General features: G+C 34.1%; 13 protein-coding genes and 1 riboswitch. Of the genes, 8 read left to right on the forward strand and 5 right to left on the reverse strand.

Features of this window, described 5'->3' with window-relative positions; all coding sequences use genetic code 11:
• Nucleotides 1-9: 9 nt before the first annotated feature.
• Genes CPHY_RS08060 through CPHY_RS08070 form a run of 3 tightly spaced genes read left to right on the forward strand, consistent with a single transcriptional unit; the run spans nt 10 to nt 3,161 of the window.
• A complete protein-coding gene (locus CPHY_RS08060) occupies nt 10-1,797 on the forward strand; it encodes a type 2 periplasmic-binding domain-containing protein (RefSeq protein ID WP_012199577.1) in 1,788 nt (595 codons plus the stop codon).
• Between the two features lie 60 nt (nt 1,798-1,857).
• Nucleotides 1,858-2,469: a YesL family protein gene (locus CPHY_RS08065; RefSeq protein WP_012199578.1), complete on the forward strand. Its 612-nt coding sequence runs from the start codon at nt 1,858-1,860 to the stop codon at nt 2,467-2,469.
• A gap of 17 nt (nt 2,470-2,486) precedes the next feature.
• Nucleotides 2,487-3,161 (forward strand): HAD family hydrolase, encoded by a 675-nt coding sequence (locus tag CPHY_RS08070; RefSeq protein WP_012199579.1) that lies wholly within the window; start codon nt 2,487-2,489, stop codon nt 3,159-3,161.
• A 203-nt stretch (nt 3,162-3,364) separates the two neighbouring features.
• Here the strand turns inward: CPHY_RS08070 and CPHY_RS08075 are convergent, their stop codons facing one another.
• Both CPHY_RS08075 and CPHY_RS08080 read right to left on the reverse strand, forming a co-directional pair.
• Nucleotides 3,365-3,703, reverse strand: a complete 339-nt coding sequence (locus CPHY_RS08075) for a cupin domain-containing protein (RefSeq protein ID WP_012199580.1) — start codon at nt 3,701-3,703, stop codon at nt 3,365-3,367.
• A gap of 14 nt (nt 3,704-3,717) precedes the next feature.
• A complete protein-coding gene (locus CPHY_RS08080; RefSeq protein WP_012199581.1) occupies nt 3,718-3,903 on the reverse strand; it encodes a ferredoxin in 186 nt (61 codons plus the stop codon).
• A 112-nt stretch (nt 3,904-4,015) separates the two neighbouring features.
• Here CPHY_RS08080 and CPHY_RS08085 point away from each other — a divergent pair, with 112 nt between their 5' ends.
• The 3 genes from CPHY_RS08085 (at nt 4,016) to CPHY_RS08095 (ending at nt 12,264) form a co-directional block, all read left to right on the forward strand.
• Nucleotides 4,016-4,948 (forward strand): helix-turn-helix domain-containing protein, encoded by a 933-nt coding sequence (locus tag CPHY_RS08085; protein WP_012199582.1) that lies wholly within the window; start codon nt 4,016-4,018, stop codon nt 4,946-4,948.
• Between the two features lie 451 nt (nt 4,949-5,399).
• Nucleotides 5,400-11,066 carry a SpaA isopeptide-forming pilin-related protein gene (locus CPHY_RS08090; RefSeq protein WP_012199583.1) on the forward strand — a complete coding sequence of 1,889 codons (5,667 nt, stop codon included), beginning with the start codon at nt 5,400-5,402 and terminating at the stop codon, nt 11,064-11,066.
• A 279-nt stretch (nt 11,067-11,345) separates the two neighbouring features.
• Nucleotides 11,346-11,433: riboswitch (cyclic di-GMP riboswitch) on the forward strand.
• 12 nt (nt 11,434-11,445) lie between these two features.
• A complete protein-coding gene (locus CPHY_RS08095; protein ID WP_012199584.1) occupies nt 11,446-12,264 on the forward strand; it encodes a transglutaminase-like domain-containing protein in 819 nt (272 codons plus the stop codon).
• 165 nt (nt 12,265-12,429) lie between these two features.
• Here CPHY_RS08095 and CPHY_RS08100 read toward each other — a convergent pair whose 3' ends face one another.
• A complete protein-coding gene (locus tag CPHY_RS08100; RefSeq protein WP_012199585.1) occupies nt 12,430-13,086 on the reverse strand; it encodes a hypothetical protein in 657 nt (218 codons plus the stop codon).
• Entirely contained in the window at nt 13,076-13,963 is an 888-nt protein-coding gene (locus CPHY_RS08105) for a DegV family protein (RefSeq protein ID WP_012199586.1), read from the reverse strand. The genes CPHY_RS08100 and CPHY_RS08105 overlap by 11 nt, the downstream gene beginning before the upstream one ends.
• 533 nt (nt 13,964-14,496) lie before the next feature.
• Here CPHY_RS08105 and CPHY_RS08110 point away from each other — a divergent pair.
• Both CPHY_RS08110 and CPHY_RS21930 read left to right on the forward strand, forming a co-directional pair.
• Nucleotides 14,497-15,204, forward strand: a complete 708-nt coding sequence (locus CPHY_RS08110) for a hypothetical protein (RefSeq protein ID WP_012199587.1) — start codon at nt 14,497-14,499, stop codon at nt 15,202-15,204.
• Nucleotides 15,205-15,215: 11 nt separating this feature from the next.
• A complete protein-coding gene (locus tag CPHY_RS21930) occupies nt 15,216-15,929 on the forward strand; it encodes a CD3324 family protein (RefSeq protein ID WP_012199588.1) in 714 nt (237 codons plus the stop codon).
• Nucleotides 15,930-16,053: 124 nt separating this feature from the next.
• Here CPHY_RS21930 and CPHY_RS08120 read toward each other — a convergent pair whose 3' ends face one another.
• On the reverse strand, nt 16,054-16,758 hold the full coding sequence (locus CPHY_RS08120) for a FadR/GntR family transcriptional regulator (protein ID WP_012199589.1): 705 nt from the start codon (nt 16,756-16,758) through the stop codon (nt 16,054-16,056).
• Nucleotides 16,759-16,951 lie beyond the last annotated feature (193 nt).

Genomic DNA, 16,951 nt, shown 5'->3' on the forward strand with positions numbered 1-16,951 from the left:
GGAATTAAGATGAAACTGAGGAAGATTTTAGCGTTAGCACTTGCGTCTACCATGGCATTTTCTTTAATTGGTTGTGGATCAAAAACGACGTCAAATCCAAGTGTTACAGACACTCCAACAGCAACACAAGCACCAAAGAGTACGGACGCTCCAGAAGCAACCGCTACACCAACACCTGAATTGACAGAGGCAGCTGATCTGTCAGATATTATACCAAAAGATACACTCACATTAAATGTATATTCACAGCTTGCAAATTATGAGGGAATCCAAATTGGATGGTTTGCAGATGTAATTCTTGAAAAATTTAATGTAAAATTAAACATTATTAACGAAGGTGACGGTGTATTTCCAACCCGTATGGAATCCGGAGATTTGGGAGATCTTGTTGTATTTGGTAATGATGGAGATCAATACAAACAGGCAGTAGATAAGGGAATGCTTTTTGATTGGGAAGACGAAGATCTTGTGAAAAACTATGGGCCATCCATTTATAAGAATATGAGTGCTGCGTTAGAAAAAAACAAGAAAGTCTCAGGCGGAAATACATATGGTTTTGGATATAATGTAGCATTAAGTGGTGGAAACTTTGGTGACTTCGATTACCATCCTGACCTACGCTGGGATTTATATCAACAGATTGGTAGCCCTGCAATTAATACATTAGAGGATTATGTTGATGTATTAAAGAAAATGAAAGAAGTATGCCCTACTTCAGATTCTGGTAAAGAAACCTATGGCGCATCCTTATTTAAAGATTGGGATGGCAATATGGCTATGTTCGTAAAGGCAACAGCAACAAACTTCTTTGGTGTTGATGAATTCCATTTCGGATTTTATAATGCAGATGATGGATCATTCCAAGATTGTTTAGCTGACAATGGTTATTATTTAAGATGCTTAAAGTTCTATAATACTTTATTCCAAAATGGTTTACTTGATCCAGACTCCATGACTCAAGGGTATTCAGGATGTATGGAAGATTATCAAGACGGTGGCGCTTTCTTCTGTATCTTTGGTTGGATGGCAGCTCCTCAATTTAACACGGATGAACACATCGCAGAAGGAAAGAAGATGCTTCCTGTAGCAGCAAAAGATCAGGACACCTTAGTTTATGGTCTTAATACCAATGGTGGTAATCGTATCTGGTCAATTGGTGCTAACACAAAATATCCAGAGCTTTGTATGGCGATTCTTAACTGGTTATGTACTCCAGAAGGTTTTATAACCTCTGAATATGGTCCAAAAGATATTTGTTGGGAGTACTTACCAGATGGTTCTGTTGATTTAACCGAGTTTGGTTTACAGTGCAGAATTAATCAAAAAACGACTATGCCTGCTCCATATACTGGATACTGGGAAGATGGATGTCAACAAATCAATAATTTAACTTGGGATAGGAACACAGAAATCCTAGGTGGTGTAAATGGTCAGACATATAATTATTTATATTGGCCACGTTACTTAAATCTTCCTGTTTCTGATGTTGATCAGAGTTGGAGAGATGCTACCAAGTCCGATAGTATTAGAGAGTATTTATCTAAATTTAACTATTCCGTAGCAAAGGCGCATACATATTCTGATAGTGTAAGAAGCGATGAACTTGATACTATATGGAATCAGGTAAAAGAATGTATTAAGAATGGTTCTTGGAAAGCTATCTATGCAAAGACAGATGCTGAATTTGATGAGATCGTTAATCAGATGAAAACAGAAGCTTACAATTATGGTTTCCAACAGTGTGCAGATTGGAGTGCGAATGAAGCTACTCTTCGTCATGCTGCAGAAAATAAATAAAAGATAAAAATTGTAGCTGCTGCATTTACTGTGGCAGCTACTTTTCGAAGGGAGAACACGATGCAATTATTTCAAGTTGACAGTCCATTGTATAAATTCTTACAGCGCTTATTAGATGTGTTAATCTTAAATTTCTGGCTGATTGTTTGCAGTATTCCGATTATAACAGCAGGTGCATCTATTACAGCAGCCTACAGTGTTGCATTAAAGATGGCAAAAGAGGAAGAAGGGTATATTACAAAATCATTCTTTCAGGCATTCAAAGAAAATTGGAAGCAAGGAACTGTTCTATGGCTTATTACTATGGTTTGTAGTTATATCATATATCTTGATTTTGAAGTGTATTTCTCATATGAAGATGGGCCAGTATTACTTTTAATAACTGGAATTTTAGCTAGTATTGCATTGTTTTGTTCTGTAATTTATGCGTATCCACAAGCAGCACGGTATGAGAATACGATTAAGCAATATATTAAGAATTCGAGGCAAATTACAATCCGTTTTATCGGAAAAACATTACTGTTAATAGTCATAGTTACGATTGAACTATTACTAGCTATCTTTAACTCGGTTACTATATTTTTTGCTATTTTAATTGGCCCGGCTATTATTATTTATACGATTAGTGGAATTTGTGTTAAAATATTTGAGGAAATTGAATCAAATGAATAAGAAAAGAGGCATATTCCATGGTGAAAGCAATATTCTTTGACTTGTTTTTTACACTAATTGTACCAAATTACCTAGAAGAAAATAACGAATATGATGTTCTTAAGCTTAGTAAAGAAGAATGGGAAAGTTATGCAGAAAATGATGTACTCTATCAAGAACGAGCGTTAGGCATTGTAAACGACGAAGTTAGTATAGTGAAAAAAATCTTAGAACTTATGTCTTATGAAGCGACAGAGGAGCAGATCACTGAGATAATAAATCGGCGAAACGATAGAATGAAAAGAGCTTTAGATACTGTGGATGAAGAAATAATTGATACCTTAAGGTCTTTAAAATCGATGGAGATTAAGATATGCCTAATCAGTAATGCAGATTGTATGGATTGTAAGTTTTGGAATCAATCCCCGTTATCAAAGTTTTTCGATTATGCTGTATTTTCTTGCAACGTTGGTATGTTAAAGCCAGAGAGTGGAATTTATAATTATGCGCTTAATCGTATCGGAGTTAAACCTGAGGATAGTTTATTTGTTGGGGATGGAGGATCAGAGGAACTATTCGGGGCAAAACGAGTTGGTATGAAAACTGTATTCACTGAATATTTAGATAAAAAAGAAGATAAAAAAGGAAAAGAATTAATGTTAGAAGCGGATTATTACATAGATAAATTTAGTGATTTATTAAAGATAATTTGAAATATAATTTGAGTTAATTTTATATCATATAATGGCAACAAAAGAAGACCCCGAGTTTGAGGTCTTCTTTTTAGGGATAAAATATAAGTAACCGATGAAAAGGTAGTAGTCTTATTATAAATATTGTTTGCAATATTTTCTGTCTGCAATATTTTCATTAGCACCGCACATAGATATCTTCCTGACGCTGTATCCGTTGTTTCCTAATTAGGGAAAACAACATTTAAAAGCATTTTAAAAGCTTCTTTCGCATAGACAGCGTGTGGCTTTTTGGCTGGCATGATAAGACTCTCACCAGTATTTAAAATATATATAGTACCATCAACAGTAAACTGACCAACACCTTCAAGGACAGTTACCATTGCATCACCACTAGAATCATGTGTACTGATTTCTTCGTCTTTGTCAAATCCAAATAAGGTAATGCTAATAGCAGAATTTTGAGCAAGAGTCTTACTCACTATCTGGCCTGGTTGGATCGATACCTCATCAGTAAGTTTACATATTTCTTCGTGTGGTAAATTCTTAATATAAACACTCATGGTATGTTCCTCCTTTAATTTGTTTTGATTGCTCCAACTGGACAATTATCAACAGCATCTAATACATCAGCTTCTAGATCTTTTGATACATCCTCATCTATCGCCTTAGCAAGCCCTTCCTCAGTCATTTGAAACACACTAGGGCAACTATTTGCACAAAGACCACATCCGATACAATCTTCATTAACATAAGCTTTCATAATATTTCCTCCTTGCAATTATTTCCTTTTATAGTTATATTATAATATGGTTTGGAAAATATTTCAGTTGCAAAAACAACAAAGTAACAAATTATACTAAGGGGGAATTATAGTGAATCATTTTGGTATTTTAATAAGAGAATATCGTGAAAGTCTTGGTATAAGCCGAAAGGAGTTATCAGAGGGCATTTGCACGGAAAAGTATATTTACCTTATAGAAAAAGGAGATCGTACACCATCCGTCGACATCCTTAGCGTTATCAGTGAGCGATTGGGTGTTGATTTGTTTGATTATTATCAGTATCTAGGGTGTAATAATCCTATCGTTGTACGTGATGCACTAAGACAATTTAATATTTGTCGTAGGAAGTTTGATTTTATTGAACTTGAGAAGATTACAAATACTGTTATTCAATATCCGGATTTTAAATCAAAACCATGGCTTTATGAGATAGAAGTCAATTATCTCTTCATTAACATATTTAAGAAGAGAAATTATATAGACGGAAAAGAAAAAATTATTAATTTGTTGAATGACATGGAAGCAAAGTATTCAAACAGTTATTATGCATTATTCCTATATACTTTATTAACGGTATGTTACGAATTTATAGATGATTTAACGAGTGCCAAAGAGACATTACAGATTGCAGAAAGAATTATTGATAACAAAGAGAATATTGATAAGTTTAATATTTTAATTATAGCAGTAAAAGTGTGCTCAATTTCAACATCCTATCATTCTGGTGAATATGAATTAGTAATACAAAAAGGAAATGAATTTCTGCTATATTTATATTCTTTAAGTGTTTATTTGTACATATATTATGCGTATTTTTATCTATCTTTTGCCTATTACAACCTTGGAAAATATGAGGAAGCAAGTGAATATTTTAAAAAAGGATTTAATAGTCTAATGGTGGAAGATAAACAAACGGATGTAAATATACTATATGAGATAGAAGAATTTAAGATGTTATTATATCGTAGTAATCTAAAGCAATATAGTATTGATGAATTTTTAAAAAGATATAAGTTAATTTAGTCAGAAATAGTTTCCATTTATTACTTCTTTTTAATTTTTAGAATGCCAAACTAGTAAATTAGTACCATTTTGGAACAATTGTTCCATTTAATGATCCTATAATTTACTATATGATGTACTTAACATCAAATATGTTACAAGGAATTACGTAACATATAATAAAGAAAGGGACATAAATAGTCAGTTTAATAGATTTTTATAAATGGATATGGGCTATCTCTTAGTAATATAAACCTCTGCAGAAAAAAGTAAACAAATGAATCTTTGAGGTAGCTTAATAAATCAAGATATTTTAGGATTTAAGCTGTTAATGATAAGATCATTTTGTTATAACTCCTTTCTATGATTTATGTTTGATATTATACCATAAATCACAGAAGGGTTTTTTTAAGCTTAAAAATAATATATCTATGTAGACTGATTATACAAAAAATTAAAAGGAGGTTACATAATGGCTTTATTGAAGAATGTAAAGAAAAAGCTATGCTTATTATTCGTTTTGATGTTGGTTGTTAATATGATTAGTAGCAATATATTAGGAAATACCAGCATAGTTAATGCAGCGACTGTGCCAGAAGACTTTCGATTAACATCTGTTGCTATGACAAAAAACGGAACAGAGATACCGTGGGATCTGCCAATTGAGATTGAAGAAAATAACAGAATTTCTCTTACACTTGCTTGGGAGATTGATAACGGTGCACCTCTGGTGAATGGAGACCAGAAGACAATACCAATACCGGATATATTCATACCAGTAGCTAGTACCCATGGGCCTATGATGATGGAAATAGATGGTGAGAATTTAGAGATTGGAACGTATTTAATAGATAATAATCTTCTTACTCTAACCTTTAATGATGTACTAGAGACAGGCGGAAGCTATGAGGATGATCGAAATGGAGAGATAATCCTCGATTTTAAAATAGATGTAACAAAGTTTAGTGATGATGCATCTAAAATAATCGATTTTGGTTATGAAGCATTTCGTTTCCCGATTACGGTAAAAAGTCCTTCAACTAAGGGAAGCCATATAACCAAGAGTGAGACACATGAACTTGAGAATCCTTTTTATGTTGATTGGACAGTTGATATCAATACTAGATTGGACATAATACAAGATGCCTTTTTATCTGATCAGATTCCAGAGGGATTATCCTTGATACCTGATAAAATTAAGGTAAATAAACTTAAGGTTTCCTATAATGGAACAGTAACCGGCATAGGTGAGGATGTGACGGATTTAGTTCAAGCTGCAAGCGGGACTTCAATTTCACCAACTGAGTTTACATTAAGTCTTGGTGAGATTAGTGAGGCATATCGAATTACTTATCGTACTAACATAACAGAGTATGGTAAAAAAGGTTATACCAATAAAGCTGAATTAAAGAATGGTACAATAGCATTAGGTACTGATTCTAAGAAAATTCCTAGTTTAATCAGAGGATCTTTGATTGAAAAGTCTGGAGTAGCTATTAAGTATGATGGTACTAATTCTAAAATAATAGAATGGACAATTGATATTAATAAGGCTGAAATGAATCTTACTAATGTACAGTTGGATGATCCTCAGATTACAGCTATCAATCAGACAATTAAAAATAGTACAATTAAAGTTTGGATGCTTAATAAGAGCGGAGGAACTTGGAGCAAAGGTACTGAAGTAACGAATACCATCAAAGTGCTTAACGGAATAGAAGGTAATGACGACTTAGCTTTTCCTATTCAGTTAGGAAATCTTGATAAGAAAGCATATCGGATTACGTTTGAAGCAGACATTGATTATCCTACGGACTACACACCAGAAATCACTTGTACCAATCAAGCTGAATTGACTGCGGATGGAGAAATAAAAGAAACAGTAAGTAATTCAGTCAAGGTAACTAGAGGTGCTCTTCTTACTAAGGAGACGACGGGAACTACCATTAACTATACTACGAAGGAAATTTCATGGAAATTGGTGGCAAATCAAGGAAAACATACGATTACAAGTGCTACACTACATGACAATTTACCAGTAGGATTAACCTTAAAGCGTAACAGTATCAAAATTAGAATAGGTGGTGTCGATAGAAGCTTATCAGAATTCAGTGTAACTCCTCCTAATGGTGATATCACTGGTAGTGCAGCTAATCCGGAATTCACGATAAATTTTGGTAACATTAGTGATGTTGTAATTATTGAATATGTTACAGAAATTAATGACCCAGAGCTTTATGGTGAAAAATTTAATAATGAAGCATGGCTCACCGGAGGTGGAATTGGCACTGGAAGCGGTCCTGGTAGTGGTTATGGGGGCTATTATGAACCTATAAAGAAAGATACTACTCCAAATATTCAGAATTACTTTACGAAACTAAAAGTAGGTAGCTTATCATCATCAAAAAAAGTTGACGGGGTAACTTATGATGGTCTGAATTATGAAACGAAGACTATGAGCTGGAAATTTGAAATCAAACCTATTAAGGAAGGAATTACGGCGTTAGTAATAGAAGATACCTTCCCTAATAAAGGGCAATACTTTTTAAAAGACACTTTGAGGTTTGAAAAGCAAGACGGATCTTTATTAGCGCTGGGAACCGATTATACGATTAGTGACCTTGATGGCACAGATGTGAATTATCAGAATGGTTTCAAATTAGTATTAAATGCAGGTGTTACTCTTAAGGACCAGGATTATTATATTTACTATAAAACAAGCTTTAATAAGAATGAACATCCTGAAATTATAGCAAATCCTTTAGAAGTAAATAGTGGAAATGCTGTTTACAATAATAAAGCTAGCTTTACTTATATCCCGGAGAATAAAACTAAAAGAACATCTCCATTTGAATCTACAGCTTACTACGACGTGAGCTATATTACCCACAACCAAGGTGACAAAAAAAGTAAAGGTTTTAGTCTTCAGGATAGATGGATTAGTTGGGAGATACTTGCTAACCATCAAGGAAGAACAATAAGTGGAAGCGAGCTTGTAGTTACTGATAAATTCTCAGAAGGTCAGGAACTTGACGAAGATTCCATACAAGTAATCCAATATAAGGTAATTGCTGATGGTACTCGTGAAGATGTTAAAACCCTAAATAAGGGAACGGACTATACGGTTGAGAAAGATTCCGATGATCTTGGTTTTACTGTGAAAATTGGAGGAACTGGTAGGAATAATCCACATCGAATCGTGTATAAAACTAAGATCGTCGGATTATCAAAACAAGAATACACTAACACTGCAACGATTGAAGGGATTTCTTATAGTGATAAGGTAACAAACCCAAAATATGATAAGTTCCTAAGTAAAACCACAGTGGATGATAAAATTACAACAGCTTATCAGGATGACGAAATTCAATGGAAAGTAGTTCTTAATGAGAGTCTTTCTGAAGTTAAGAATGCTAAGTATGTGGATAAGATTAGCGGTGGTCATGCGTATGTGATCGATAGTCTTAAGGTATATGAGATTGACCGTAACAACGGAGGGAAAAAGCTAGAGCCAGCCCTAGTGGAGGGCCCGACAACTTATTCCTTAGATGCCGTAAAAGATCCAGACACTAAAAATTGGACCCTAACCCTTACATTTAATCAAGACATCCATAAACAATATCAGATTGAGTATTCAACTGTTGTAACCGGAGGGACAGGAAGTATTGTTAATGCCGCTACATTTGAGGGAACAGAAGTTTCTTCTAGCGATTCAGGTGCACATGAAACAAAGACTTTCAATATATCTCAATCTTCCTCTGCTACAGGTACTGGTAGCAGCTCTAGAGGAAGTATAAGGATAGAAAAGGTGGATTTAGCTACAGGAAGGATAATTACCGATACTCCGGCAAAGTTTGAACTATATTACTTGCTAAATGGCGATCCGATTATTGTTGGTGAATCAGCGAAGGAAACTATTAACGGTGTGTTAATCTATGACTCTGTACCTATCAATAGAGATTATTACCTTAAAGAAATAGAGGCTCCAGAAGGATATCTTATTGATGACACACTTCAACCAATGATAATTAAAAATGGTTCTATAATAAAAAATAATACATTTACTGTTCAAGTAAAGAATGAGAAGATAGAAAAAGAATTAAGAATTACCAAAGTAGATATGGATAATTCAGCCTTAAAACTTTCTGGAGCTGAATTTAGATTATACCAAATATCATCCTCAGACCCTCTCGTAAGAACACAAGTGGGTGGAGTTTACACAACGGATGGCAGTGGCATGGTAACCATAGGCGGTCTAAAAGATGGTGACTACGAGTTAGAGGAAATTACAGCACCAGCAAATTATCAGTTACCAGTGAATCGTATTACCAAAGTCACAATTAGTAAAGAAAAGGACTATGAAGATTTGGTAAAGGATAACATAGTAAACTATACCGTTGCCAATGAGAAACAGTTAGCACTTGATATCACAAAGGTAGATTATGATGATAGCAGTAAAGGTTTAGCTGGGACTGAGTTTAAGTTATATCGAATTGATATTACTCCTGAAGTGCAAATCGGTGGAATCTATTCGACAGGAACTGATGGTAAATTGCTAATTACAGGATTAGACAATGGAACCTACCGCCTAGTTGAAACAAAAGCTTCTTGGGGATATCAGTTACCTGAAAATCCGAGAACAGTGATTATTGTTAATGCAGCACACGATATTTCATCGGATGGTGTAAAGGATTATGTCATTACTGTAGATAACATAGTGAATAAGAAACTAAAATCAGTAATAGTAAAAAAAGTGAGTGCAGAAAATCCAAGCCTTGGACTTGAAGGTGCAGAGTTTAAACTTTATGATGCTTCTAATAATCAAATCGGAGGAACGTATAGAACGGATGAATTTGGTGAGTTTATAATACATGATTTGGAAGTTGGAGTTTACAGACTCGTGGAAACAAAAGCTCCAGCAGGATATTTTCTTCCAGAGCCTGCTCTAAGAGAAACTCCTATTATCATTACTCATCATACGGACTATGACTATATTCTTCCGGGAATTACGAACCAAATGCTTAGAACTATTAAAATAGTAAAGATTGATGAAGATAGTCTGAATCCATTAGAAGGAGCAAAGTTTGATGTTTATAAGGATGGTATTAAAGTTGGAACTTTGACTACTGATGAAAATGGTGAGGCTGAAATCGATGGACTGTTATTAGGTGAGTATAGAATAGCTGAAACAACTCCACCGACAGGATATCAGTTGCCAGTAGATCCTAACACTACAGTAAGTTTAATGGCAGGTGCAGCAGCTACAGTAACAGAAACTATCACCAATAACAAGTATAGAACTCTTGAAATTACTAAGGTAGATGCCAATGACAGTGGATTACTCCTAGAGAATGTCGGTTTTGAACTTTATGATTCAAAAGGTCAGCTTGTTGGAAGAGGTGAAACAGATAAATTGGGTAATCTTACCTTTGAAAATTTGGTATTTGGTACCTATACCCTAAAAGAAGTAAAATCTCCTGCTGGGTATCAGTCAATTAGCAAACCGATTGAGATAGTCCTGGATAGAACTTCCCCGCTTCTATACGAGCTGACAGTTAAAAACAACAAGATACAGGTAATACCGGAAGTTCCTGTTTCTCCTGGAACAGGTACTCCGACGCCTACGCCAGAACCAACAAAGCCAGTAACTCCAACACCAACACCGAAGCCAGTAAAACCAGTAACACCAACGCCGACTCCAAAGCCAGCAAAGCCAGTAACACCGACACCGACTCCGAAGCCTGAGACTGAAGAGAAGGTTACTACCCCTAAGGAAGAACCAAAAGAAGGTAAAGTTCCTGTTCCAGATAAAGGGAAGCCTAAGGTTACTGAGAAACCTAAGCATGGTAAGGTAACAGTGGATGAAAAAGGTAAGTGGATTTATACTCCTAAAAAAGGATACACCGGTAAGGATAAGTTTGTAATAAAGGTTATTGATGGAGATGGAAAAGAAGAGGATTTCTTCTTTAATGTTGATGTCGAAGATGTGCCTTTAGGTAATATTGACGTAGATCATAAAGAGAAGGATAAGGGTGTTAAAGAACTTCCAAAAACAGGTGAAACTGGCATCCAGATTGAGTTTTTATTAGGTTCCGTATTGATAATACTTGGAGCTGTTATTAGAAAAAAAACTAAATAATGATGAAAATCGAGATACTCGTTAGGAAGTCAACCTATTATCTCATGATGAATCATCCTGTAAAATAATTAATGCTAAAAGAAATAATGGTAAAAGGAATAATGGAATGGAGCAATGACTATTCCATTATTCCTTACCAGAAATGATAAAAAACATGTCTTTTCTTTTTGACTTTAAAGAAATCACCTGTAAATGGAACATTAGACCTATTTCGTAAATTTTACAAAAGGTATAAAATAGAAATAAGAAAAACTACATATAGACAAAGTTGGTGCTTTCCAACGATAATAGCAAACCTAGTGAAAACTAGCGACGCAAAACTATAGGGTCTTCCTTAGATATTCTAAGATGATAGCCAGTTACCGAAAGGAGAGTTTTTATGAGCTCAAACCAAATTATAAAGAAATTATTTCTCTTCCTGTTTTCTTTTTTATTATTATTTAGCTCTGTGAAAGGACAAGCAAGTGTCATCGTCGAGTTAGATGAAAGCCATTTGTCAGAAGGCTATGTATCAACAAGTATTAAGGAAACGAAGACAACAGTAGCATATGTAATTGTGATTAGTAAAGATAAGGTATCTTACAATTATCCTGTTGTAGACGGAGGAAAATATCCTTTCACTTTAGGCAATGGAACCTATCAAATTATGATAGGTGAAAAAGTAGAAGGTAATAAATATGTAGCTACCCTACAAAAAGAAATCAAAGTAAAGATAAAGGATGAAACTACCGTATATCTTCAATCCAATGAAGCAATCAATTGGGAAAATGAAGACAGCAGAATACTTAAGAAGGCACAAGAATTAACGAAAAATGCTAATACCAATATAGATAAAGCAAAAGCAATACATAGTTATATCACAAAAAACTATTCTTATGATAATAAAAAAGCGGATAAAGTAACAAAGGATTATACCCCTGATTTAATATCTTTTTATAAAACAAAAAAGGGGATTTGTTATGACTATGTTACTTTAACAGCTGTAATGCTTCGTAGCGTAGGTGTTCCTACAAAAATAGTAAAAGGATACGAATCCAGTAATCCTGATACTTATCATGCATGGAATCAAGTATATAATGAAACTACAAAACAATGGGTTACTATAGATACTACTTATGATGCTACCTTACAGGCAGCAGGCAAAAAAATTAAATTTGAGAAGAATGAAAAAAATTATATGTTAGATAAAGCGTATTAATATAATGAAAGTAAATGGCTCTGTATTAAGTTGAAAGTGGGATTTTATTTAAACCGATCAACTAGGTACAGGGCTATTTTTATTGGTACTTTGGGAATGAAGAGGTTTTATTGGGATTAAGTCATTTTATTATTAGTACTACTAAAATGGAGCGCCACTTCATAGCTATGTATCAGCTATTTTGCGACCCTCCCTGTTTATAACTAAGAAAAATAAAACCACCAGTGTTAAATGCGAAAGGAAAGAAGAATAAGAGATAGTCCAAATGCAACTATACAGGAAAGAGCCCATGACTAGATCTTTCACTGTATGACGCTTGAGTTCTATGGAAGACCATACAACGGCAGCATAGATAAGTATACTAGGGAAAATACACCAGGTACCTACAAAATATATTAATAATATTAAAGGGCCTGTTATACTACAGGAATGACCACTAGCACGTATATGAAATAATTTATTGAAAGTGGTTAAAATAACGATAGAAATAAAATATGCCATAAAAATTAGTAGCAAATTATGAGTTACATTTTGTATAAAGCCCAATAGCAGTGCTGTAGTGTATCCAATTATATTCATGATAAAAGCAAGAGTTCGCTGGCCAGCGCGTCCCTTATCTTTAAATCTTGGAAGTGCATATTGCAACGGGTATCCAAGAATAGGAATTATACCAAGAAAAATGACAGCAATAAAGAAATTTGCATTATTCTTGAAGATATCAAATCTAGTAAAATAAAGGATAATTAGCAATACAGTTACAAGAAGGGAGGGTATGGTAGTTATCCGAATAATCTTTGCAATATGTTCTTTCCTAGTCAACACGCTCACCTCCCCAGAAGAAAAGGGCAACTGTATTAGGTCCGGTATGACTTCCAATCGTAGTACCTACATAATTTATTTCTACATTTCCAATTAAATTAGGAAATGTTTTTTGAACTAAATCGGCAACTGCTCTGGCATCTTCATAACAATCAGAATGTGAGATATAACATTTTCCAGAGTACCCCAAACCACCAGAAGCGTTTTCTACCATTTTGTTCACAATTTCCTGAATTACTTTTCTTTTTGAACGGATTTTATACCTTGGAACGAGATGTCCCTCATGATTCATATTTAGTAAAGGACATATATTAAGAATATTCCCGATCATTCCTTCGGTCTTAGAGATTCTACCACCCTTAACATAGAAAGATAAATCAGTCGAGAAAAACCAATGATGCATATGAAGTCGATTAGCATTAATCCAATCGTAGACCTCATCGATTGCCTTTCCATTATCCTTAAGACTTGCAAGTGTATCCATAATTAGTCCGTAGCCGGAGGAGGCACCTAAGGAATCAACAATGTAGATTTTACGTTCAGGGTACCGCTCAGCAAGATTGCTTCTAGCGATATTTGCAGAGTTTATTACCCCCGAAAGGCCAGACGATAAACAAATGTGTAGAATATCTAACCCATTTTTAAGAAAGGATTCAAAATAGGATTCAAATTCATCTACGTTAACTTGTGATGTTTTTGTATCAGCCCCCTGTTTCATTTTATCATAAAATATAGAAAAGGGTATTGTCTGACCTAAATCATCAAGATACTGTTTGCCGTCTAACTCATAGTGAAAACATATATATGAGATATTTCGATGATCAAGATGTTCTTTAGAAAGATCTGCTGTAGAACAACAGCTAAGGATAAATTTGTCCATATGAATACATTCCTTTCGTTGATTGTGAGTATAGAAGCTTATTTTATAGGTTATTTACTGATGATACAGTAGATATTAACATTGTGTAAGTAAAGATGTTTATATGTAGTATACGAAACTATGTCATACGTGTAATATATAACATATAGTGGTTTTGATGTCAAGATAAAAATATAAAATATGCAGAGACAAAATAATTACGAAAAACTAAAAATACTACAAAAATAATTAAGAAATGGTCTATTGCATTATTTCAATATAGTAGATTATCTTTTCACGAGCAAGTCTAAGAAGAAATCGAAAATATTTCTTTGAAAAATCAAAATATCAATGTATTAAAACAAAAGAAAACTTGGTTATATCTATTCTCTCTCTATTTTTCTCTTGCAGCTATGCTATACTTATATTAAGTTAGATGCGCGCTGACATTTATACTTCAGATAATTAATAAAAGTATAGAAAGGGATATTATGTGCTGTTATGAGCATCAAAAAGAGCAGTAAGAGTGAAAGACGCTGAGATGAGAGGTGTATATGAAAAAGGATCAATTATTGAAAGAAAGATTACCAGACACCATTAACATGACACCGGAAGGATATTTATCCGATGATTTATCATTTGAGGATTTTCAAAGAATCCATCAAGAGTTTTTTAGAAAAATCTTTGAGATTAGTACCGTTGATATATCAGACCTTCGTGGATATGGAGAGTTTACTGAAGATGCGAGCTTGCCATTTGAAACATGCAGAGAGTTCTTAATTAATACCTTTACAGAGGTTGAGGAAGGATATTGGTACCATTGGAAAGAAATGTTCCAAACTATACTATTAGAGGAAACTGTGTTTTATCGCTATTATGAAAAAATGATAGAACTTATACCTTATTGTGAGGGAAGACGATTTCTGATCTATAACAATACCTTTTTTTGCAATATGGTAACCAATGGTGAAACCGTAACAGGATTTCCGGATTGGAGCAGAGCTGGTGTCAGTGACTTTTTACTTGATTTTGCGATTATGGATTTGAATAAACCATACCTTCTTATTCCTGAATTGTTATGGGAATACTGTAAGGAAGAAGGAATTGAGATACCAAATTTTAAGGAGCGTTATCTATGCATGGCATATTTTAAAGCAATCGATTGTTTACGTTGGCACGCTTCTATCGATGATGAGGAATCCTGTATTTCTATCGTAAAATACTTAAATGAATTAGAAGAACGTATCAATAAAATATCCTAAGAGGTCCTGAAATGAGATACGAAAATGCAAAAAATATTCTACCAAAGGAGTTATTAAAAGAAGTACAGAAATATGCAGAAGGTAAGATTTTATATATTCCCTCTGGAGAAGAGAAAAAAGAGTGGGGAGAAATAACAGGGTATCGTAAGCGTTTACAAAAAAGAAATCAGATGATTTGTAACAAATATAAGAATGGTATTACGGTAACCGAGTTGTCAGAAGAGTATTATTTGTCGATTGATTCCATTAAAAAAATCTTGTATTCAAAAAAGAGGGATGAATGCGAGTATACTCCTACAGTTGCATCAGCACTTGCTTATCAAAATGCTGGCATGATAGAAGAATGGATTCATACATTTCTTCAATTTTCATGTAGTAATTGTATTATATTGGAACATTTATTCAGGGAACAGGGAGTATTTAGTACGCTTATAAAACTACCACTGAGATTGGTTCGAGTTGAGAGCGAAGAAACGGAAGTTAAGAAAGTAGAGATAGATAAAAAGGAAATACAAAGTACATATGATAATACACCACCGCTTCTAATCCTTTTTGAAAAGAAAACATTTATACTCTTAGAACAAGAGGAAGTATTTCATAGATTAAGGCGATTGCGGACGAATGCCTGGCCGGTAGTGATATGGATAAAAAAAGGGGTAGATTATGAGTTATTTCAGAAGCAATATGGAAGCATATTACGTACGTTAGGTGATTCCCAAGTTTAAAATGCTTTCTAAATCTAGATTTAGTAATTATATATTAATTCCACAGTTATTAAAAAGAACATACGGGTAGGATTTTGGAATGTGAGTTAACATTCTGAAATTACCCTGTATGTTCTTTTTTGTCTTAATAATAAATCGGCCGATTTCCACTAATCGTGTCATTAATGGAATGCTTTAGCCATTCCACCGCTTTTTCAGTTTTCCGCTCTGTAATGTAATCGCATAGGATTTCAGTATTTTTATGAAGTGCTTCTAAGCCATAGAGACAGACAAAACGTTCCCACAAAAATAGTACAGGAATCTTAAACGAAGAAAAGATTAATGGCATTAAGGTATTACCGGATAGATAAGCTAGCTCATGCTGAAAATGAAAGGCGATTTCGCTTGCAGCTTCTGGTGACTTTGCTTCACCCAACTGCTTCACATAATCTTTTAATCTTAAAATGTCTTCCTCTGTAATCTTTGGAATGCAGTGTTCTACTGCAAGGGTGTCCAAAGCAATTCTTAGTTCTAAAATCGAGCGAACTTCTCCATCACGTAAGACTCCTCCATTATAATTCAAAATAGAAATCAAGGTTTCAAGAGTACCGTTTCTGCGATAATCAGCAACAAAGGTGCCTACTCTTGGTTTTATAGTTAAAAATCCTTTCCGTCCAAGTTCGGCAATACCAGCATTGACTACCGCACGGCTAACTTGCATGGATTGAGCCAAATCTCTTTCTGGTGGGAGTTTTTCACCGATAGGTAATTTCCCGGATAATATCATTTTTTCTAATTCATGTATAAACAATTCCTTTAAGGAGGGAGCACTAAGTTTTGTAAATTCCATAGGTGGTTTCCTTTCTTATAGATTGGCTGTGGTTCAGTCACATACCATAACTGATTATATAGAAAATTAAGGTAAAATACAAGTGCAAAATATATAAAAGATTAGAAAATGCGAGTTTAATTTAGGTAAATATTGACTATAAAATGTAAATATGTTAAGATTTTATCAAATCTTTGATACTGTGGTATGACCA

It is taken from the genome of Lachnoclostridium phytofermentans ISDg (assembly GCF_000018685.1).
Classification (GTDB): domain Bacteria; phylum Bacillota; class Clostridia; order Lachnospirales; family Lachnospiraceae; genus Lachnoclostridium; species Lachnoclostridium phytofermentans.